Genomic DNA, 18,675 nt, shown 5'->3' with positions numbered 1-18,675 from the left:
CTCCCATTTTTTTAATCTTTTAATTATTCAATTATTTAATATCAATGTAAATGGCAAAAAAAAGAAAATATATATCACAGAAAAATGAGAATAAGCTCAGAGATATCGGTAAATTGATTCTCAATTTTATGAATAAGAAATCATCTAAAATCTATAATTATAAACAAATTTCAGATGGCATTGGTTATAAAAACCCAAGACAAAGAGAACAGGTTATCCAGGCACTTCATCGTCTTTTGGCAAAGGACAAAATAAAGGAAACCGAGAAAGGAAAATACATTATTAATCTCCAGATAGAAGGTACTCTCATAGGGATTATAGATTTTAATCAGTCTGGAAATGCTTATGTGAAAGTGGAAGGATTGGAAGAAGATATCTTCGTGCATTCTAAAAATGTAAAAGATGCCCTCCAAGGAGATAAAGTACTCATCGTTACCTATCATTTTAAAGGTAAAAAAATGGAAGGTTCGGTATTAGAAGTTCTTGAGAGAAATCGTGAAGAATTTGTGGGTACTTTGGAATACATTAAGCATAAAGATTTTGGCTTTGTGGTGTGTGATAAGAAACAAATTAACACAGATATTTTCATTCCAAAAGGAAATATCCATGATGCCAAAGATGGGGATAAAGTGGTGGTAAGAATTGTAGATTGGAAACCGCATTCCAAAAATCCAGAAGGAAAAGTGGTACAAGTTTTGGGTGCTCCAGGTGAGCATGAAACCGAAATTCATTCTATTTTAGCAGAATACGGATTACCATATAGTTTTCCAGAGGAAGTAGAACAAGAGGCAGATGCGATTAACAGAAACATAGATGAAGAAGAGGTAAAAAAACGCCGAGATATGCGTGATGTACTTACCTTTACCATAGACCCGAAAGATGCTAAAGATTTTGATGATGCCCTTTCTATTCGTCAGCTCAAAAATGGAAATTGGGAGGTAGGCGTTCATATTGCTGATGTATCCCACTATGTTACTCCAGGAACATTATTAGATGAGGAGGCCTATAGCCGTGCTACATCCATTTATCTCGTAGATAGAGTAGTACCTATGCTTCCAGAAGTGCTTTCCAATGATGTTTGTTCCCTTCGCCCCAATGAGGATAAATACACTTTCTCCGCTGTTTTTGAACTGAATGATAAGGCAGAAATCATTAAACAATGGTTTGGAAGAACGGTGATTCATTCGGACAGAAGATTTACTTATGAGGAAGCCCAAGAACGGATAGAAACGGGTAAGGGAGACCTTGCAGAAGAAATTTTGGTCCTTGATAAACTGGCAAAAATTCTCAGAGAAGATCGTGTGAAGAAAGGTGCCATTACCTTTGATAGAAGCGAAGTTCGTTTTCATCTCGATGAAAATAATGAGCCTGTGGGTGTGTATTTTAAGACGAGTAAAGATGCCAATCACCTCATCGAAGAATTTATGCTCTTGGCCAACCGAAAAGTATCCGAGTACATCTCTATAAATGCTAAAAATGAAGTTACAGGGCTTACCTTCATTTATCGTGTTCATGATGATCCAGATCCTACAAAGCTGGAAGCATTGAGAGATTTTGTGGCTACTTTTGGCTATAAAATGAATCTTTCTAATTCTAAAAAAGTGGCAGAGAGTATGAATAATCTCTTAAAATCAGTAAAAGGAAAAGGAGAGGAGAATATGATAGAAACCCTCGCAATGAGATCCATGAGTAAGGCCGTTTATTCTACTGATCCTATTGGGCATTATGGGTTAGGATTTGCTTATTATACCCACTTTACATCGCCCATCCGCCGTTATCCAGATTTGATTGCCCACCGTTTATTACAGCATTATTTGGACAAGGGAAAATCTCCTAATAAGGCAGAATACGAGGAAAAATGTAAACATTGTAGTAATATGGAAAGACTCGCTTCTGATGCAGAAAGGGATTCTATTAAGTATATGCAGGTGAAATTTATGGAGCAACATTTAGGTCAGGAGTTTGAAGGAGTAATTTCTGGCGTTGCAGAGTTCGGTTTTTGGGTTCAAATACCTGAAAATGGAGCCGAAGGACTAATAAAACTTAGAGACTTAATGGATGACACTTATATGTATGATGCTAAAAATCATGCGGTCTATGGAATGCGTACAGGTAACCAATACCAGCTGGGAGATACTGTAAAAATAAAGGTAATAAAAGCGGATTTGGTAAGAAAACAATTGGATTTCAAAATAATGGGAAAAATATGATTTTTTTCATTTGACCTGATAGCCCAATAAAAAAATAATTTATAACTTTATACAAAATTATTAAGCAATGAATACAACAGAAAATCAAGGTGTACAATACACTAATCCAGCACCAAAACAAGAGAATAAGAAAATAGTGGCAGGTGTATTAGCACTTCTTATAGGCTCTTTAGGCGTTCATAAATTTGTTTTGGGTTATCAAAAGGAGGGAATTATTCAGATTGTGGCTACCATTTTTACTTGTGGTGTAGCAGGGATTATTCCTTTCATAGAGGGAATTATGTACCTTACTAAATCAGATGAAGAGTTTTATCAAACTTACCAAGTGGGTAGAAAACCTTGGTTCTAAATAAAGCAAAAAACTGTCCCAAAAGGGCAGTTTTTTTATAATTTCATTAGGCAGAATAAACCCTATATTTTATTTTTCGTTATGGTATTAGGTTTATCCATAGTAGTTATTAATAACGCTAGTTTTTAGAAAAAAATTACTTCTCGTGGTTTTTTCTTCAGACAAAAGTTAAATTTACGAAATTTATCGTATTAATTTATACAATAAATTGATTTTCGTCATATTAGTTCGTATTTTTGCCAGTTCAAAATCATTCTAATTAAATACAATGATAAAAGTATCTGACCAAGCAAGAGATAAGGCTTTTCAGCTGATGAAAGAAGACGGCTTTGATCCTGCCAAGGACTATATAAGAGTGGGCGTGAAGAGCGGTGGCTGCTCTGGACTGGAATATGTTCTGAAATTCGATAAGGAAAAAACAGAATCCGATCAGGTTTTCGAGGACAATAATCTTAAAATTTTAGTGGATAAAAAGTCCATTCTTTACCTTGCCGGAACTACACTGGAATATTCAGGAGGACTCAATGGTAAAGGATTCGTATTCAATAATCCTAATGCCGCAAGAACCTGCGGATGTGGAGAAAGTTTTTCGTTATAAAAATTAAAAAATTCAAAGATTCAAGAATTAAAAAAATTAGAACTGCTTTTGATACATCATTTAGCAATAAGTAAATAGATATGGCAGAAAATTTTGAAAACTTTAAAGTTTATCAGCTTACCTTAATTCTTACAAAAAATATTTTTGAATTACTTAGTAATGAAGCCTTACAAAAAGAATTTGAATTGTCTAACCAGTTGAAAAGAGCTATTTTATCTATAAGTAACAATATCGCAGAAGGTTCTGAATACAATAGTAATATTCAGTTTGTTAGATTTCTAAAATATGCGAAAGGAAGTTGTGCAGAAGTGAGAAATATGCTCAATATTTGTGAAAAAATTTATCAGATAGATGTGGAACAATTGCAAAAAGATTGTAAAGAAATTTCTGTGCAATTGTCAAAATTTATAGATTATTTGAAAATAACAAGTCATAAAAAGACAAGTAATAGTAGAAATTAATCCTTATAATAAAAACAACTTCAAAAAATAAATAAATTGAAAGAATGTTAATCTTTTTAATCTTTCAATTTTTTAATCATTTAATCAATAAAAATGTCAAAATACACCGAAGACGATTTAAGGGAAGACCTTAAAAATAAAGAATACGAAGCTGGATTTTATACCGATATAGAATACGAGGATTTTCCAGCAGGACTGAACGAGGATATCATTCGGGCGATTTCTGAGAAGAAAGAAGAACCAGAATGGATGACCGAGTGGAGGCTGGAAGCTTTCCGTATCTGGCAAAAAATGGAAGAACCCGATTGGGCAAATATTAAGTATGAAAAGCCAGATTTCCAAGCGATAAAATACTATGCGGCACCGAAGAAAAAGCCAGAACTCGAAAGTTTAGATGAGGTGGATCCAGAGCTTTTGAAAACTTTTGAGAAACTCGGAATTTCGTTGGACGAACAGAAAAGACTCACGGGGGTAGCCGTAGATGTGGTAATGGACTCCGTATCTGTGGCCACTACCTTTCAGGAAACGCTAGCAGAAAAAGGCATTATCTTTATGTCCATTTCCGAAGCTATAAAAAAACATCCAGATTTGGTAAAAAAATACATCGGTAAGGTGGTGCCGAGAGGAGATAATTTTTATGCCGCACTGAACTCAGCGGTGTTCTCTGATGGGTCATTCTGCTATATTCCTAAAGGGGTAAAATGTCCTATGGAACTTTCTACCTATTTCCGTATCAATCAGGCAGGAACGGGGCAATTTGAGCGAACTTTGGTGGTTGCCGATGAAGGTGCTTATGTATCTTATTTGGAAGGCTGTACGGCACCTTCTAGAGATGAAAATCAGTTGCATGCCGCGGTAGTAGAGCTTATTGCTTTGGATAATGCCGAAATTAAATACTCTACCGTTCAGAACTGGTACCCTGGAGATGAAGAAGGAAAAGGCGGGGTGTACAATTTCGTGACCAAAAGAGGACTTTGTGAAAAGAATGCAAAAATCTCATGGACGCAGGTAGAGACAGGTTCGGCGGTTACTTGGAAATACCCATCTTGTATTTTGAAAGGCGATAACTCCATAGGAGAGTTTTACTCTATCGCAGTAACCAATATGCACCAATACGCAGATACAGGAACCAAAATGATTCATATCGGTAAGAATACCAAATCTACCATTATTTCTAAGGGAATTTCAGCAGGAAAATCCAACAACTCCTACAGAGGTTTGGTAAAGGTGATGCCATCGGCAAAAGGAGCAAGAAACTTCTCCCAGTGTGATTCTCTGCTTATGGGCAATGAGTGTGGAGCACATACCTTTCCGTACATTGAAATTAAAGACCCTTCGGCACAGCTGGAACATGAAGCTACGACTTCCAAAATCGGAGAAGATCAGATTTTCTACTGTAACCAAAGGGGTATTGATACGGAAAGAGCCATTGCACTTATTGTTAATGGTTTCAGTAAAGAGGTTCTCAACAAACTTCCAATGGAATTTGCCGTAGAAGCTCAGAAACTACTGGAGATTTCGCTGGAAGGAAGTGTGGGATGATAAGATAATTTGAGAATGGGGGAATGAGGTGATTTTTATTGCAATGTTATAAATTATGGAAAAAAATATCATTTTAGATAAAACTTTTTCATTCGCATTAGAAATTATTAAATATTGCGAGTTACTTCATCAAATGAAAAAATTTGTCATTGCTAATCAATTATTAAGGTCTGGAACTTCTATATGAGCGAACATTAGAGAAGCTCAAAACAGCGAGAGTAAAAAGGATTTTATTCACAAATTCAAAATCTCTGCAAAAGAAATAGAAGAAACTAAATACTGGTTAGAATTATGCCATTATTCTCAAAACTATCCCAATTGTGAGAATTTAATTTCTGATTTAAAGGAAATAGAAAATATTGTTAATAAAATTATTATCACGCTAAAAAATAGAATGAGAGAATGCGGGAATTAGTAATTACCTCATTATACTAATTACCAAATTACCAAATTACCTCATTATCACATTAAATAAATATATCATGCTTAAAATAAAAAACTTACACGCACAAATAGAGGACGGTATTGAAATCCTTAAGGGGATTAACCTTGAAATAAAACCAGGGGAAGTTCACGCCATCATGGGACCGAACGGAGCAGGAAAATCCACCCTGTCATCGGTGATTGCAGGAAAAGAAGACTATGAAGTTACGGAGGGAGAAATCCTCTTCGAGGGAGAGAATATTGTAGAAGATGCTCCTGAAGAGAGAGCACATAAAGGTATTTTTCTTTCGTTCCAATATCCTGTAGAAATACCGGGGGTTTCTAATACCAATTTTATAAAAGCAGCGATTAACGAAACCAGAAAAGCTAACGGACTTGAAGAGATGCCAGCTAAGGAAATGCTCGCCCTTATCCGTGAAAAATCAGAGCTTTTGGGGATGAAAAAAGAGTTTCTTTCTCGTTCACTAAACGAAGGCTTCTCAGGAGGAGAAAAGAAAAGAAATGAAATCTTCCAGATGCTCATGCTCAATCCTAAATTGGCGATTTTGGATGAAACCGATTCGGGATTGGATATTGATGCTCTAAGAATTGTTTCCGAAGGAGTAAATCATTTTAAAAATCAAGGCAATGCAGTACTTTTGATTACCCATTACCAACGGCTATTGAACTACATTCAGCCAGATTTTGTCCATGTATTGGCAGATGGTAAAATCATTAAAACAGGCGATAAATCTCTCGCTTTGGAACTGGAGGAAAAAGGCTACGATTGGCTGGTGAAGTAAAAATTAGATAATAAGCTAATTGGATAATTCGGAAATTTTAGAGTAATGGCATTATTAGAACGGATAGAAAAACAAAAAAATACGCTCCAAGGGGAAAAACATGCCGCTTTGGAGAAGTTTCTTAGCTTGGGTTTTCCTACTAAGAAAGACGAAGAATATAAATATACTCACCTGAAAGAGGTAACCGAAAAAGACTATAATTTTAGTCCTAAAAAAACGCATAATATTACCAAAGAGCAGCTCAATCAGTTGCATTTGGGCGAAGAAAATTTTGATTGGCTCGTTTTTGTGAACGGTGAGTTACACAAGGAACTTTCTAAAATCTCCATAGAGAATGCGGAATTTCTTTCCTTAGAATATGTTCAGAATCACGAGCAATACCAGCCTATGGTAAAGCAGTATTTGGATACAATAGCCAATAAAGATTTGGCTTTTACCCAACTGAATACCGCACTATACAGCTTCGGTTTTTTTCTTCATATCCCTAAAAATACGGTGATAGAAAAGCCAATTCATGTGTTTTACCTTTCTCAAAACCAAGAAGAAAACACTTGCTACAATGTAAGAAACCTATTGATAGCAGAAGAAGGAGCGAAGGTGGAAATTATTGAAAGTCATCATAATTTTGATACTACTTATACTTTTACCAATGCCGTAACGGAAATTTTTGTGGCATCTAATGCCAAGGTAGATTGGCATAAACTTCAAAATGACAATGCTAGTTCTTATTTAGTGGATCATACTTTTGCTAAGCAAGAACGCGATAGTTTGGCTACGGTGAATACTTTTTCTTTCGGAGGGAAACTGGTTCGTAACAATTTGGATTTTATTCACAATGGGGAAAATATTAATTCCTTTATGAATGGAATTACCATCATCGGAGGGGAACAGCTGGTGGATCATCATACCGCCGTACATCATAATCAGCCAAATTGTGAGTCTTACCAAAATTATAAAGGGATTTTCAAAGATAAGGCACATGGCGTTTTTAATGGAAAGGTTTTCGTGGATAAAATTGCTCAAAAGACCAATGCTTACCAGCAAAATAATAATGTGCTTCTCAGCGAAGGGGCTACCATAGATACCAAGCCACAACTAGAGATTTTTGCCGATGATGTGAAATGCTCCCATGGTTGTACCGTGGGGCAGCTAAACGAAGATGCACTCTTTTACCTCAGAGCCAGAGGAATTTCTAAGAAAGAAGCACAGGCATTGCTCCTCTATGCTTTCGCCAATGATGCCATGCAAAATATAGATATAGAGCCACTGAAAGAGAAAATTTCTAGACTGCTTGCCGAAAAATTAGAAGTAGGTATAGAGTTTTAAAAGATTGTCTTGATAAAAACTCCTCTTTTGGGTATTCCTTAGAGGAGTTTTTCTTTTATTGTAGGAAAAAGATTCGCTCACTTTTTGTGATACTTTGTGTTGTAATCTATATTATTTAAACTCATTCCAAATTCTTTACAGAGGCTCCACAAATATCAAAAAATTACTACATTTGATGATTAGTATCCAGCTAAAAATCTCTTTAATTATTATTTATTATAAAAACTTATTTTGATATGACTTTTGATATTGATATGATCAAAAAAGTGTATGAGCGTTACCCAGAACGAATTGCAGCGGCAAGAAAGATTGTGGGAAAACCGCTTACACTTGCAGAAAAAATACTATACACTCACCTTTGGGACGGAAAACCTACCGAAGCGTATGAAAGAGGTAAATCCTATGTAGATTTTGCTCCGGATAGAGTGGCTATGCAAGATGCCACCGCTCAAATGGCGTTATTGCAGTTTATGCAAGCAGGAAAAAAGAAAGTAGCTGTTCCTTCTACTGTGCATGCAGACCACCTTATTCAGGCAAGAGTAGGGGCAGATAAAGACCTTCAAGAGGGGATTCAAAAAAACTCAGAAGTATTTAATTTCCTTAGCTCCGTTTGTGATAAATATGGCATTGGATTTTGGAAGCCAGGAGCGGGAATCATCCACCAAGTGGTACTAGAAAACTATGCCTTTCCAGGTGGAATGATGATAGGAACAGACTCTCACACCGTAAATGCGGGTGGATTAGGAATGGTAGCCATAGGGGTAGGCGGAGCTGATGCTGTAGATGTAATGGCAGGTATGGCATGGGAGCTGAAAATGCCAAAACTCATCGGGGTGAAGCTTACTGGAAAAATGAATGGATGGACTTCAGCCAAAGATGTTATCCTTAAGGTGGCAGGTATTCTTACGGTGAAGGGCGGTACAGGTTGTATTGTAGAATATTTCGGGGAAGGAGCTCAATCGCTTTCAGCAACGGGTAAGGGAACCATTTGTAATATGGGAGCGGAAATTGGAGCCACTACTTCTACCTTTGGGTATGATGATGCTATGAGAAGATATTTAGTAGCTACGGGAAGGCAAGATGTGGTAGAGGCTGCAGATAAAATAGCAGAGCACCTCACAGGAGATGAGGAGGTTTATGCTCATCCTGAAGAATATTTTGACCAAGTCATAGAAATCAATCTTTCTGAACTTACGCCGCATCTCAATGGGCCTTTTACGCCAGATTTGGCTACTCCTGTGGCAGAATTTAGAACCAAAGCCTTAGAAAATGGTTGGCCTTTAGATGTAGAATGGGCACTCATAGGTTCTTGTACCAATTCCTCTTATGAGGACCTTTCCAGAGCGGCTTCCATCGTAGAAGATGCCGTGGCGAAAGGGGTAAAACCAAAGGCTATTTTGGGGATTAACCCTGGTTCGGAACAAGTAAAATTTACCGCTGAGAGAGATGGCTTCCTTGATTCTTTTAGAAAATTTGAAAACGCAAGAATTTTTACCAATGCTTGTGGTCCATGTATAGGGCAGTGGGACAGAGAAGGTGCAGAGAAACAAGAGAAAAACTCCATCATCCATTCTTTTAATAGAAATTTCGCGAAAAGAGCCGATGGTAACCCCAATACCCATGCCTTTGTAGCTTCGCCAGAAATGGTGGCAGCGGTAGCCATTTCGGGGAGATTAGATTTTAACCCGATTACAGATACGCTGACCAATGAAAAGGGAGAGCAAGTAAAATTAGATGAACCTAAAGGAGCAGAGCTTCCTACCAAAGGATTTGATGTGGAGGATAATGGTTACCAATCGCCTTCAGAAGATGGTTCTTCGGTACAAGTCATCGTAGATCCAAATTCGGATAGATTACAGCTTTTAGAGCCTTTCCAGCCGTGGGATGGGAAGAATATAGAGGGTGCGAAAGTACTCATCAAAGCATTTGGAAAATGTACTACTGACCATATTTCTATGGCGGGGCCGTGGCTGAAATACCGTGGACATCTGGATAATATTTCTAATAATATGCTCATCGGGGCAGTGAATGCCTATAATATGGAAACCAATCAGGTGAAAAACCAACTGACGGGTGAATATGGGGAAGTACCTGCCGTACAGAGAAATTATAAGGCAAGTGGAGTACCTTCCATTGTGGTGGGAGACCATAACTATGGTGAAGGCTCTTCCCGTGAGCATGCTGCTATGGAACCGAGACATCTTGGTGTGAAAGCGGTTTTGGTAAAATCTTTTGCGCGTATCCACGAAACCAATCTGAAGAAGCAAGGAATGCTGGCACTTACTTTTGCAAACGAAGCTGATTATGATAAAATTCAGGAGGATGATACCATTGATTTCATTAATTTGGTAGATTTTGCACCTAATGTGCCTTTAGTTCTTAAGGTTACCCACAAAGATGGTACTACGGATGAAATATTGGCAAACCATACTTATAATGAACAGCAAATAGGCTGGTTCCGAGCAGGCTCTGCCCTTAATCTGATAGCTGAGGAAGCCAAAAAAACGGAATAGTGTTTTTACTTATCGTTCCATAATAATAAAACTGCCCCGAAAGGGGCAGTTTTTGTTTCAGAAGTTATCATCTTTGGTATTCAAAATACTCTACCTCAAATTTTCTACTCTCCTTAGCATTGGTAGCATAGTTAAAATAACTTTTTTCCATGATGAGCCTATACCTTGTATCCGTTATTTTTTTGAAAGAAAATACTTTAAGACCACTGCCTAAAATCATTTCAGTATCCGTCTCAGTTCCTTTTTTAAAATAAAGCGTATGAAGGGAAGATAACTGGATGCCAAGAAATCCACCGTCATAAGAAGAGGTTTGTACCTCAGGAAAAGTAAATGTTATAATACTCCAAGGATTATTATGATCAAGAGAAACACGAAGTTCCATATCTCTTCTTCTAGGGGTAGAAAAATAATTAGAGGCATATAGTTCCTTTAATATATTTGTATTGATGACTCCATCATCATTCATATCTATTCCTGCCCCTTCAATAATATCAAACTTACTAAAATGAAATAGCAATTCCTCTTGTCGGTTATCTACAACTGTATTTTCAATACGGTCACAAGAAACAATAGCGAAAATGAATAAAAATGTAAACCAAATTTTTCTCATTGTTTGGAATAAATAAAAATAAATTTGCACAAAACTAATGAAAAAATATATTATACAATATGATATTTATCATGATTTTGATTAAGGTAACAGCTGCTTTTCACTGAAGCAATAAGGAAGTGCTATCATTCTTGCAATCCTTTTTCATGATGAGAAGCATCATTCTCGCTATTATGAAGCCCGGAGCGGATGTGGATGTCTCTTTGTGGAAATGGAATTTCAATATTATGTTTGGCAAATTCTTTGAAAATAATATAATACAAATGGCTTTTGAGAACTACGGGTTTTTGAATATAGGTAGAAGTCCAGACTACCAGCTCAAAATTTAAAGAATTATCTCCATATTCTACAAACCAAAAGGCAGGTTCTGGGTTTTTCAGTACATCAGGGTGATTATTTGCGATATTGAGTACGATTTCTTTCACTTTTTCAGGGTCTTCTTTGTAGGAAACAGATACGGGATAATGCACCCTTATTCTCCTATCATTATGAGACCAGTTAATCACATTGTCATTGATAAATTTAGAATTCGGTACGATGATAGAGATATTATCATTGGTGACAATAGTGGTAGAACGCATGGAAATAGAAGTAACATCCCCCGAGATATCTCCCACTTGTATTCTATCTCCTATTTTGATAGGTCTTTCAAAAAGGATAATAATGCCCGAGATAAAATTACTTGTAATATTCTGTAAGCCAAAACCTAAACCTACCCCTAATGCTCCGAGCATCCAGCTGAATGCTCCTAAGTCAAAGCCTGCGGTTTTGAAGATAAAAAAGAAACCTAGAAGTAAAATAGCATATCGGATAATGGTAACTATGGCAGATCGTGTTCCTTTTTCGGCAATTGCAGTAGCGAGGAGTTTATTTTCCAGCAGCCGGGTAATTCTTTTAGAGAGAAAAATTAAGAAGCTAGAAGCAATAATGATGTAGATGAGGGTAATGAGTGTGAATTTAGTTCCACTGACATTAAAAATCACAAAGTTCATTACTTCTTTCAGTTGGTCAATAAAATTGTTGGTCAATTCTTTATCCATATTTATTTTTCTTATTGTAGAGCATCAAATTTCTTTCAGTCCAAATATAGGAATTTTCTTCATTTCATTTTAAAGGGCTTCGTTAGTACTTTAGCAAAATCCAAAACAATGAAAATCATTTTTTAGAGAATTTATGAGTAAAAAAAATATAATACCTAAGAAAATTATGTATATATTTGCAATACATAAGTTATATAGGTATGAAGAAAAACGCCTTGTACAAAGGGACTTTACAAAATATCATCTTAAAACTTCTTTCTACGGAGGTAAAAATGTATGGCTATCAGCTTACCCAGAGGGCAAAGGAACTCACCCAAGGAGAGCTTGAAATGACGGAAGGAGCATTGTATCCTATTTTGCACAAGCTGGAGGCAGATGGCGTTATTTATTCTGAAATACAGAAGGTCAACGGTAGAGATAGGAAGTATTATCTACTCACCGAAAAAGGAAAAAGACAGCAAAAACTGCATGAAGCAGAAATGCGGAGCTTTATTTTTAATCTTAATACCATTTTTAGCAAATGATGACACAAGAAAATTGGGCTACGATAAAAAGGTTTTTAGGAGAAAAAAGACTTCCATTAGATTTGTATTTAGAGGTGCTAGACCATATTACTGAACAGATACAAAGTCTGATGATACATGAACAAAGGGATTTTCCTACAGCATTCAGAATAGTAAAAACAGCATGGCAGGAGGATCTCAAGTTTAAGAAAAATATTTTACCATGGCGAAGAAAAATTACTATTTTAGAAAACAAAGCCATTAATACAGTGCATAGAAAATTTCTTCTCAAGGCATTGTATTGGTATATTATTCCTTTTATAACTTGTTTGTTACTAATGCGGTATGATGAAGATTTGGGGTACTATTCTTGGATGATGATGCATGTTATTTTTGTTCTTATTGGTGTGTATTATATCATTACAAAATGGAAATTGGTAAATAATAGTAGGCGGAATCATAGGAAAAGGCTGAGTTTTACTGAAGCTGGAGTAGGTTTATTGCTTTTGGGAACTATTTACCAGCCTATGCTGGTAACCACTTTACCTAGGAGATATGAAAAATTTTTAGCTCAGCTGATGGATTTTCATTTTAATTTTGAAATAACCATAGATTTTATTATCCATTTTATTACCTTTTTTGCATGGAACTATATTACCATTGTAGGGATTTTATATTTGAAAGAATATAGCAAAAGTGTAGAAACAATTAACCGCAGGTTAAAGGCAGATTTTTAAACTATGGCTGTTTTTATCATCACATTTATTCTCCAACTTATTTCTTTTTTTACCTAAAATGACCGGATCTCAATACAAGGAAATTATTGATTTTCTAATAGCTAAGAAAATTCCGATAGATATTATTTTGGAATTGAAAGATCATTTTGTTATGCAAATTTCTGAGACAATGACAGCACAAAATTTGAGTTTTGCTCAAGCATTTGAACAAACCCAAATGGCATGGAAAGAAGATTTGGAAGCAGCATATCCTTGGTATGTTATTGTGAGAAATGAACGCTCTGTACAGACGAGAATAGAAAAGAAAATGAGAGCAGATGCCAATCAAAAAGCGATGATTTTCGCCCTTAAAATAACGGTATTTAGTTTTATTTTCCTTATCCTCAGTACGCAGTGGTTTTCCCTAGAAATTTACCAAAAATTATTAAAAGGGCTATTGTTTTTGTTTCTATCGGTGCACTTTTTTTTCGTCATGTATTTTTTCATTTTTAATAGAATTTTGTTTAAAGAGAAATTCAAGGATGTCCGTTTTTCCATTTACCAATGGAAGACATTTTCATTTTTTCCTTTTGCTTATCTGGGTTTACAATTTCTTGGTCCGTGGGAAGAATGGGTATCACCGCTGTATTTTTTAAACTTTTCCCTAATTAATACCACGGTGAAAATCATTGCTTATGTGGGGATTTGCTGGATGATTATCTATGCGAATACCATGCTTTTCCATTTTTTAAAAACCATGCACCTACTAAAACGAAAAATTAATTTCTTATGACAGAGAACCAACATACTGAAATTGTTCATTATTTGATTTCCAAAAAACTGTCTATAGACATCATTGCAGAAGTGTATGATCACTTTGTAACACAAATTACGGCATTGATGGCAGAGGGGCATGCATTCGAAGAAGCATTTAATAAAACCCAATTGACATGGAGTGAAGATTTGAAAGTCTATTGGAATGGCAGTTGGGATTTAGATGACAAAACCGACCTTGAAAGAAGAATGTACAAAGCCCAGCGAAAAGCTTGGCTTAAGGCATCCTTTTTTATTCACTGAAAGTGGGCATGGTATTCTTTGCAATACTCTTTTTATTATCTAGGGGAGTAGAAAGAGAGCTTTTTCTCATTGGTGTAATTATCCTTTTGGCGGTATTGGGCACCATTCCGTTTATGGTATTTATTAAACACCGTAAAATCTTTACAATGGCGAGAACTTTTAGTAATTATAAGCTCAATAGCCTTCAAGGAACTATGGGAGCAGGATACGGTTTAGTGGCAAATCTAATGATTAATCTTCGTCCTTCTTACCTCATTTACTATGATATGATAACAGATGTACATCAGCTTATGCGTCTCGGTTTTTTTGTCATAACCATTATGATTATTTTATTCGGTATCGTATCCACTTTAGTACTCCAGTACCGATATATTCATTCTATGGATAAGATAAGTCCGTTCTTAAAGTATCTGAAAGAAGGATAAGAATTAGGAAATAAAGATTTAAGTACAAATGCAAAATAGGCTTTCCCATTTTTTCGGAAAGCCTATCTTGTTTAATCAATTATTTCAAATCTAGTGTATTGAGCTAATTTTTTAGGGATTTTAATTCCATTTTCGGTTTGGTTGTTTTCTAAAAGTGCTGCCATAATTCTAGGTAGTGCCATGGCAGAGCCATTGAGCGTATGTACCGGCTGAGCTTTTCCTTCATTACCTTTATACCTACATTTCAGTCTATTGGCTTGGAAATTCTCAAAGTTAGATACAGAAGAAACTTCTAGCCATTTTTGCTGTGCTGCACTCCATACTTCAAAATCATAAGTCAGTGCAGAGGTAAAACCCATATCTCCTCCGCAAAGTCTTAGGATTCTGTAAGGCAGTTCTAAATCTTCTAAAATACTTTGTACATGGGCTTTCATTTCTTCCAGTGCTGCATAAGAGTTTTCAGGTTTTTCTATCCTTACTATTTCTACTTTTTCGAACTGGTGCAGCCTGTTCAGACCTCTTACATGGGCACCATAGCTTCCTGCCTCTCTGCGGTAGCACTGAGAAAACGCCGTATTTTTAATGGGTAAATTTTTCTCCTCTATAATGGTATCTCTGTAAATATTGGTTACGGGAACTTCAGCAGTAGGGATGAGGTAGAGATTATCTTCATTGATGAAATACATCTGTCCTTCTTTATCAGGAAGTTGTCCTGTTCCGTACCCCGATGCTTCATTCACTACATGCGGAGGGTTCACTTCTAGATATCCTGCGTCTGTATTTTTATCAAGGAAATACTGTACTAAGGCTCTTTGTAGTCTAGCACCTTTTCCTAGATACACGGGAAACCCCGCCCCTGCGATTTTAACGCCCAGTTCAAAATCAATAAGGTTGTATTTCTTTGCCAGTTCCCAGTGCGGAAGAGCATTTTCATCCATGCCTTCTACCTCTGTGGACTGGTAGATATTTTCGTTATCATCTGCGGAAATACCTGCTTTTACCGCTTCTGATGGGATATTAGGAATTTGATATAGAATGTTTTGTAGTTCCGTTTCGGTGTCTTTAAGGTGTTGCTGTAGTTGCTGAATGCTTTCTTTGTAGCTGGCGGTTTTTTGTTTTGCTTGTTCTGCCTCTTCTTTTTTTCCTTCTTTCATGAGCATACCGATTTCTTTGGAGATTTTGTTCATTTCGGATAGGTTTTGATCCAGCTCAAACTGTATTTTTTTACGAGCATCATCCTTTTCTATCGCCTGATGAACCAGTGCTGTTTCCTTGAAATTTCTCTTTGCCAATCCCGTCATTACACGGTCTATATTTTCGCGTAAAAATTGTACTTGAAGCATAATTGTAGATGAATTATGAAATTTGTTGATTGAATTAAAGCGTAAAAATAACGATTATTTATGAATTTCTATACGATGTGCATTTTCTTCTTTACCATGAAGTGCTTCTTTGCCGTTATATCGTGCACTGATGAGCCTAAATTCAGCATCGGAGAATCGGTAGTCTAAAATGAGCGTATCCTGAATGGGGAGAATGCTGGCTGTAGTATGAGCGGGGTAGGCCATCTGAAAAGCAATGATGGAACGCACAATAGTGGGGGAATGTTCTGTAGGAAGGGTTTTTCTTACCGCTCCTGCGGTGTATTCTAAAAAGTATCTTCCGTTTTTATTTTGTTTCAGCTGAAGTGATACCGGAGCGTTATCTGTAAGTCCTAATGCATCATAATATCTTCGGGTTTTATAGCTGATATTCAGGCTGTCATTGAGCATATCTATCCCTGCCGAATCTATATAAATTCTGGAAACTTGGTCTATTTCTCTCACAGGGGTATCTTCTCTTTGACAAGAAATCATCCATAGCATAATGAGAACCGACATGATTTTTTTCATGAAGTAAAGGTAATGATAATTTTTTATAGCACTCGTATTGACTTTTTATTTTGCTTACTCCCTGAGTTTGGATACGATTTTAAAGCACTTTGCCAATGTGCTAAAAACTTTGGCAAAGTACTCTCTTCATTTTTTAATAAATGTTTATTATCAAATAAGTATCAAGATAGCTTCATAGAAAAACCCAAGCCAAGGGATAGAAATACCGAATGATATATATCACTAATATCAATGGGATGATAACAGAAAATTGATTACCTTTGTTTGGAAAAATTGTTTTATTATGAGCATTAAGCTTACTCCGATAGATATTGTAGAAAATATCACCAAAGAAGAGTTTCATGAGAAGTATCTGAAACCTCGCAAGCCGGTGGTGATTAAGAATATGGCTCGTCAATGGCCTGCCTACGAAAAGTGGTCATTAGACTATATGAAAGAAGTAGTGGGTGATGTGGAGGTGCCTTTGTATGATAGTTCCAAGGCAGATCCAGCAGCTCCTATTAACGCTTCGGCAGCCAAAATGAAGTTTGCAGATTATATTGATTTAATCAAAACTACACCTACAGATCTTAGAATTTTTCTCTTTGATCCTATAAAATTTGCTCCCAAATTATTAGATGATTATATGTCTCCTAAGGAATTGATGGGAGGATTTTTGGACAAATATCCTAATATGTTCTTTGGTGGGCAAGGTTCAGAAACTTTCTTGCACTTTGATATTGATATGGCTCATATTTTCCACACCCATTTCGGAGGACGAAAACATATTTTACTTTTTGATTACAAATGGAAAGAAAGGCTGTATCAGATTCCTTTTGCTACTTATTCATTAGAGGATTATAGTATTGAAAATCCTGATTTTGAAGCATTCCCAGCTCTCAATGGCGTGGAAGGGATAGAGTGTTATTTGGAACACGGAGATACACTTTTTATGCCTACAGGATGGTGGCATTGGATGAAATATTTGGACGGAAGTTTTTCTATTTCATTAAGAGCATGGGATAAGTCTTGGGCAGTAAAGGCACACTCACTGTGGAATCTTACTGTACAAAGAAAATTTGACAATTTTATGAAAGCTCAGTTCAAGGGGAAATACATGGCTTGGAAAGAGCAGCTCGCTATTAAAAGAGCCAATGAGGCTTTGGCAAAAGGATTACCAAAATAATATCAACCAAAAATATATACAATGAAATTATTAGAAGGAAAAGTGGCTCTAATAACGGGCGGAACGCGTGGTATAGGAAAAGGAATAGTAGAGGAGTTCGTGGCTCAGGGTGCGAAGGTGGCCTTTACTTATGCAGGTTCTGTGGAGAAAGCAAAGGCATTAGAAAGCGAATTATCATCAAAGTCTAAGGTAAAATCTTATCAGTCAGATGCTTCTGATTTTGATGCCGCTCAGCAGTTGATAGAGCAAGTATTGGCAGATTTTGGTCAGATTGATATTTTAATTAATAATGCAGGAATTACCCGTGATAATTTGATGCTAAGAATGTCCAAAGAAGATTGGGACACTATTATCAAGGTAAATTTGGATTCGGTGTTTAATCTTACTAAGGCAGTGATTAAGCCTATGATGAAGGCAAAAAGCGGTTCTATCATTAATATGACATCAGTGGTGGGCGTAAAAGGAAATGCAGGACAAGCCAACTATGCAGCATCTAAGGCGGGGGTTATTGGTTTCTCTAAGTCTATAGCCTTAGAGTTGGGTTCCAGAAATATTCGTTGTAATGCCATTGCACCAGGGTTTATAGAGACTGAAATGACGGGAGCACTTGATGAGAAGATAGTTCAGGGATGGGTGGAACAAATTCCACTGAAAAGGGGCGGACAGCCAAAGGATATTGCAGACGCTTGTGTATTCCTAGCGAGTGATATGTCCACATATATTACAGGACAGGTACTGAATGTGGATGGCGGAATGCTCACATAAACAATGTGTTAAGGTTTTATTTGCTAATAAAAGTGAAAAAAATATAAAAAAAGCGAATAAAAATTTGGCTAAATAAAAAAAAGGTTCTATATTTGCACCAGCGAAATCAAAGGAACAATCCTCCTTAGCTCAGTTGGTTAGAGCATCTGACTGTTAATCAGAGGGTCGCTGGTTCGAGCCCAGCAGGAGGAGCAAAAGGCTTACAGAAATGTAAGCCTTTTTTTGTTTTCATTAAAAAGTATGCTACTGAGTTGATA

At 36.4% G+C, this 18,675-nt stretch carries 19 protein-coding genes, 1 tRNA gene and 1 pseudogene; 17 read left to right on the top strand and 4 right to left on the bottom strand.

All coding sequences use genetic code 11. The annotated features are described in order from the left end of the window. The first annotated feature begins 50 nt into the window (after window positions 1–50). From rnr to HMPREF9699_RS01655, 9 genes and pseudogenes are all read left to right on the top strand, one after another. Window positions 51–2,210 carry a ribonuclease R gene (rnr, locus tag HMPREF9699_RS01695; RefSeq protein ID WP_002661853.1) on the top strand — a complete coding sequence of 720 codons (2,160 nt, stop codon included), beginning with the start codon at window positions 51–53 and terminating at the stop codon, window positions 2,208–2,210. 67 nt (window positions 2,211–2,277) lie between these two features. Continuing rightward, window positions 2,278–2,559, top strand: a complete 282-nt coding sequence (locus tag HMPREF9699_RS01690; RefSeq protein ID WP_002661851.1) for a TM2 domain-containing protein — start codon at window positions 2,278–2,280, stop codon at window positions 2,557–2,559. A 268-nt stretch (window positions 2,560–2,827) separates the two neighbouring features. Continuing rightward, window positions 2,828–3,157, top strand: coding sequence for a HesB/IscA family protein (locus HMPREF9699_RS01685; RefSeq protein ID WP_002661850.1), 330 nt, complete (start codon window positions 2,828–2,830; stop codon window positions 3,155–3,157). A gap of 80 nt (window positions 3,158–3,237) precedes the next feature. Further along, window positions 3,238–3,618 (top strand): four helix bundle protein, encoded by a 381-nt coding sequence (locus HMPREF9699_RS01680; RefSeq protein WP_002661848.1) that lies wholly within the window; start codon window positions 3,238–3,240, stop codon window positions 3,616–3,618. Between the two features lie 93 nt (window positions 3,619–3,711). Then, a complete protein-coding gene (sufB, locus tag HMPREF9699_RS01675; RefSeq protein WP_002661846.1) occupies window positions 3,712–5,160 on the top strand; it encodes a Fe-S cluster assembly protein SufB in 1,449 nt (482 codons plus the stop codon). A 55-nt stretch (window positions 5,161–5,215) separates the two neighbouring features. Beyond that, window positions 5,216–5,575: pseudogene (locus HMPREF9699_RS01670) on the top strand (four helix bundle protein). A gap of 67 nt (window positions 5,576–5,642) precedes the next feature. Further along, window positions 5,643–6,386: a Fe-S cluster assembly ATPase SufC gene (gene sufC, locus HMPREF9699_RS01665; protein WP_002661843.1), complete on the top strand. Its 744-nt coding sequence runs from the start codon at window positions 5,643–5,645 to the stop codon at window positions 6,384–6,386. Window positions 6,387–6,431: 45 nt separating this feature from the next. Then, the gene (sufD, locus tag HMPREF9699_RS01660) at window positions 6,432–7,712 is read left to right on the top strand and encodes a Fe-S cluster assembly protein SufD (RefSeq protein WP_002661841.1); all 1,281 of its coding nucleotides are present in this window, start codon (window positions 6,432–6,434) and stop codon (window positions 7,710–7,712) included. A gap of 236 nt (window positions 7,713–7,948) precedes the next feature. After that, complete coding sequence (locus HMPREF9699_RS01655) at window positions 7,949–10,225, top strand: aconitate hydratase (RefSeq protein WP_002661839.1); 2,277 nt, start codon at window positions 7,949–7,951, stop codon at window positions 10,223–10,225. A gap of 67 nt (window positions 10,226–10,292) precedes the next feature. Here HMPREF9699_RS01655 and HMPREF9699_RS01650 read toward each other — a convergent pair whose 3' ends face one another. Together HMPREF9699_RS01650 and HMPREF9699_RS01645 are read right to left on the bottom strand one after the other, a co-directional pair. Further along, window positions 10,293–10,835: a hypothetical protein gene (locus tag HMPREF9699_RS01650; protein WP_002661837.1), complete on the bottom strand. Its 543-nt coding sequence runs from the start codon at window positions 10,833–10,835 to the stop codon at window positions 10,293–10,295. 125 nt (window positions 10,836–10,960) lie between these two features. Continuing rightward, a complete protein-coding gene (locus tag HMPREF9699_RS01645; RefSeq protein ID WP_002661836.1) occupies window positions 10,961–11,875 on the bottom strand; it encodes a mechanosensitive ion channel family protein in 915 nt (304 codons plus the stop codon). A 200-nt stretch (window positions 11,876–12,075) separates the two neighbouring features. Between HMPREF9699_RS01645 and HMPREF9699_RS01640 the strand changes: the two genes are divergently transcribed. The 5 genes from HMPREF9699_RS01640 to HMPREF9699_RS01620 all read left to right on the top strand — a co-directional run bounded on the left by HMPREF9699_RS01640 (window position 12,076) and on the right by HMPREF9699_RS01620 (window position 14,596). Continuing rightward, on the top strand, window positions 12,076–12,399 hold the full coding sequence (locus tag HMPREF9699_RS01640) for a PadR family transcriptional regulator (RefSeq protein ID WP_002661834.1): 324 nt from the start codon (window positions 12,076–12,078) through the stop codon (window positions 12,397–12,399). Next, the gene (locus tag HMPREF9699_RS01635) at window positions 12,396–13,115 is read left to right on the top strand and encodes a hypothetical protein (protein ID WP_002661833.1); all 720 of its coding nucleotides are present in this window, start codon (window positions 12,396–12,398) and stop codon (window positions 13,113–13,115) included. The genes HMPREF9699_RS01640 and HMPREF9699_RS01635 overlap by 4 nt, the downstream gene beginning before the upstream one ends. A 58-nt stretch (window positions 13,116–13,173) precedes the next feature. Next, window positions 13,174–13,887, top strand: coding sequence for a hypothetical protein (locus HMPREF9699_RS01630; RefSeq protein WP_002661832.1), 714 nt, complete (start codon window positions 13,174–13,176; stop codon window positions 13,885–13,887). Continuing rightward, window positions 13,884–14,171: a hypothetical protein gene (locus HMPREF9699_RS10735; protein ID WP_002661830.1), complete on the top strand. Its 288-nt coding sequence runs from the start codon at window positions 13,884–13,886 to the stop codon at window positions 14,169–14,171. The genes HMPREF9699_RS01630 and HMPREF9699_RS10735 overlap by 4 nt, the downstream gene beginning before the upstream one ends. Before the next feature lie 146 nt (window positions 14,172–14,317). Further along, on the top strand, window positions 14,318–14,596 hold the full coding sequence (locus HMPREF9699_RS01620; RefSeq protein ID WP_147292197.1) for a hypothetical protein: 279 nt from the start codon (window positions 14,318–14,320) through the stop codon (window positions 14,594–14,596). Between the two features lie 71 nt (window positions 14,597–14,667). Here the strand turns inward: HMPREF9699_RS01620 and serS are convergent, their stop codons facing one another. After that, window positions 14,668–15,939, bottom strand: a complete 1,272-nt coding sequence (gene serS / locus HMPREF9699_RS01615) for a serine--tRNA ligase (protein WP_002661827.1) — start codon at window positions 15,937–15,939, stop codon at window positions 14,668–14,670. Between the two features lie 54 nt (window positions 15,940–15,993). Further along, entirely contained in the window at window positions 15,994–16,476 is a 483-nt protein-coding gene (locus HMPREF9699_RS01610) for a hypothetical protein (protein ID WP_002661825.1), read from the bottom strand. A gap of 295 nt (window positions 16,477–16,771) precedes the next feature. Here HMPREF9699_RS01610 and HMPREF9699_RS01605 point away from each other — a divergent pair, with 295 nt between their 5' ends. The 3 genes from HMPREF9699_RS01605 to HMPREF9699_RS01595 all read left to right on the top strand — a co-directional run bounded on the left by HMPREF9699_RS01605 (window position 16,772) and on the right by HMPREF9699_RS01595 (window position 18,610). After that, on the top strand, window positions 16,772–17,653 hold the full coding sequence (locus HMPREF9699_RS01605) for a cupin-like domain-containing protein (protein ID WP_002661823.1): 882 nt from the start codon (window positions 16,772–16,774) through the stop codon (window positions 17,651–17,653). 21 nt (window positions 17,654–17,674) lie between these two features. Beyond that, on the top strand, window positions 17,675–18,418 hold the full coding sequence (gene fabG / locus HMPREF9699_RS01600; RefSeq protein WP_002661821.1) for a 3-oxoacyl-[acyl-carrier-protein] reductase: 744 nt from the start codon (window positions 17,675–17,677) through the stop codon (window positions 18,416–18,418). A gap of 118 nt (window positions 18,419–18,536) precedes the next feature. After that, window positions 18,537–18,610, top strand: a tRNA-Asn gene (locus HMPREF9699_RS01595). The last annotated feature ends 65 nt before the right edge of the window (window positions 18,611–18,675 follow it).

This window comes from Bergeyella zoohelcum ATCC 43767, assembly GCF_000301075.1.
In the GTDB taxonomy this organism is placed as follows: Bacteria; Bacteroidota; Bacteroidia; order Flavobacteriales; family Weeksellaceae; genus Bergeyella; species Bergeyella zoohelcum.
This window is presented reverse-complemented; position numbering and strand designations above follow the sequence as displayed.

Bases quoted from the DNA above. Each gene is read 5' to 3' on its own strand.
- rnr (WP_002661853.1), top strand. From the start codon at position 51: ATGGCAAAAAAAAGAAAATATATATCACAGAAAAATGAGAATAAGCTC.
- HMPREF9699_RS01690 (WP_002661851.1), top strand. From the start codon at position 2,278: ATGAATACAACAGAAAATCAAGGTGTACAATACACTAATCCAGCACCA.
- HMPREF9699_RS01685 (WP_002661850.1), top strand. From the start codon at position 2,828: ATGATAAAAGTATCTGACCAAGCAAGAGATAAGGCTTTTCAGCTGATG.
- HMPREF9699_RS01680 (WP_002661848.1), top strand. From the start codon at position 3,238: ATGGCAGAAAATTTTGAAAACTTTAAAGTTTATCAGCTTACCTTAATT.
- sufB (WP_002661846.1), top strand. From the start codon at position 3,712: ATGTCAAAATACACCGAAGACGATTTAAGGGAAGACCTTAAAAATAAA.
- sufC (WP_002661843.1), top strand. From the start codon at position 5,643: ATGCTTAAAATAAAAAACTTACACGCACAAATAGAGGACGGTATTGAA.
- sufD (WP_002661841.1), top strand. From the start codon at position 6,432: ATGGCATTATTAGAACGGATAGAAAAACAAAAAAATACGCTCCAAGGG.
- HMPREF9699_RS01655 (WP_002661839.1), top strand. From the start codon at position 7,949: ATGACTTTTGATATTGATATGATCAAAAAAGTGTATGAGCGTTACCCA.
- HMPREF9699_RS01650 (WP_002661837.1), bottom strand. From the start codon at position 10,835: ATGAGAAAAATTTGGTTTACATTTTTATTCATTTTCGCTATTGTTTCT.
- HMPREF9699_RS01645 (WP_002661836.1), bottom strand. From the start codon at position 11,875: ATGGATAAAGAATTGACCAACAATTTTATTGACCAACTGAAAGAAGTA.
- HMPREF9699_RS01640 (WP_002661834.1), top strand. From the start codon at position 12,076: ATGAAGAAAAACGCCTTGTACAAAGGGACTTTACAAAATATCATCTTA.
- HMPREF9699_RS01635 (WP_002661833.1), top strand. From the start codon at position 12,396: ATGATGACACAAGAAAATTGGGCTACGATAAAAAGGTTTTTAGGAGAA.
- HMPREF9699_RS01630 (WP_002661832.1), top strand. From the start codon at position 13,174: ATGACCGGATCTCAATACAAGGAAATTATTGATTTTCTAATAGCTAAG.
- HMPREF9699_RS10735 (WP_002661830.1), top strand. From the start codon at position 13,884: ATGACAGAGAACCAACATACTGAAATTGTTCATTATTTGATTTCCAAA.
- HMPREF9699_RS01620 (WP_147292197.1), top strand. From the start codon at position 14,318: ATGGCGAGAACTTTTAGTAATTATAAGCTCAATAGCCTTCAAGGAACT.
- serS (WP_002661827.1), bottom strand. From the start codon at position 15,939: ATGCTTCAAGTACAATTTTTACGCGAAAATATAGACCGTGTAATGACG.
- HMPREF9699_RS01610 (WP_002661825.1), bottom strand. From the start codon at position 16,476: ATGTCGGTTCTCATTATGCTATGGATGATTTCTTGTCAAAGAGAAGAT.
- HMPREF9699_RS01605 (WP_002661823.1), top strand. From the start codon at position 16,772: ATGAGCATTAAGCTTACTCCGATAGATATTGTAGAAAATATCACCAAA.
- fabG (WP_002661821.1), top strand. From the start codon at position 17,675: ATGAAATTATTAGAAGGAAAAGTGGCTCTAATAACGGGCGGAACGCGT.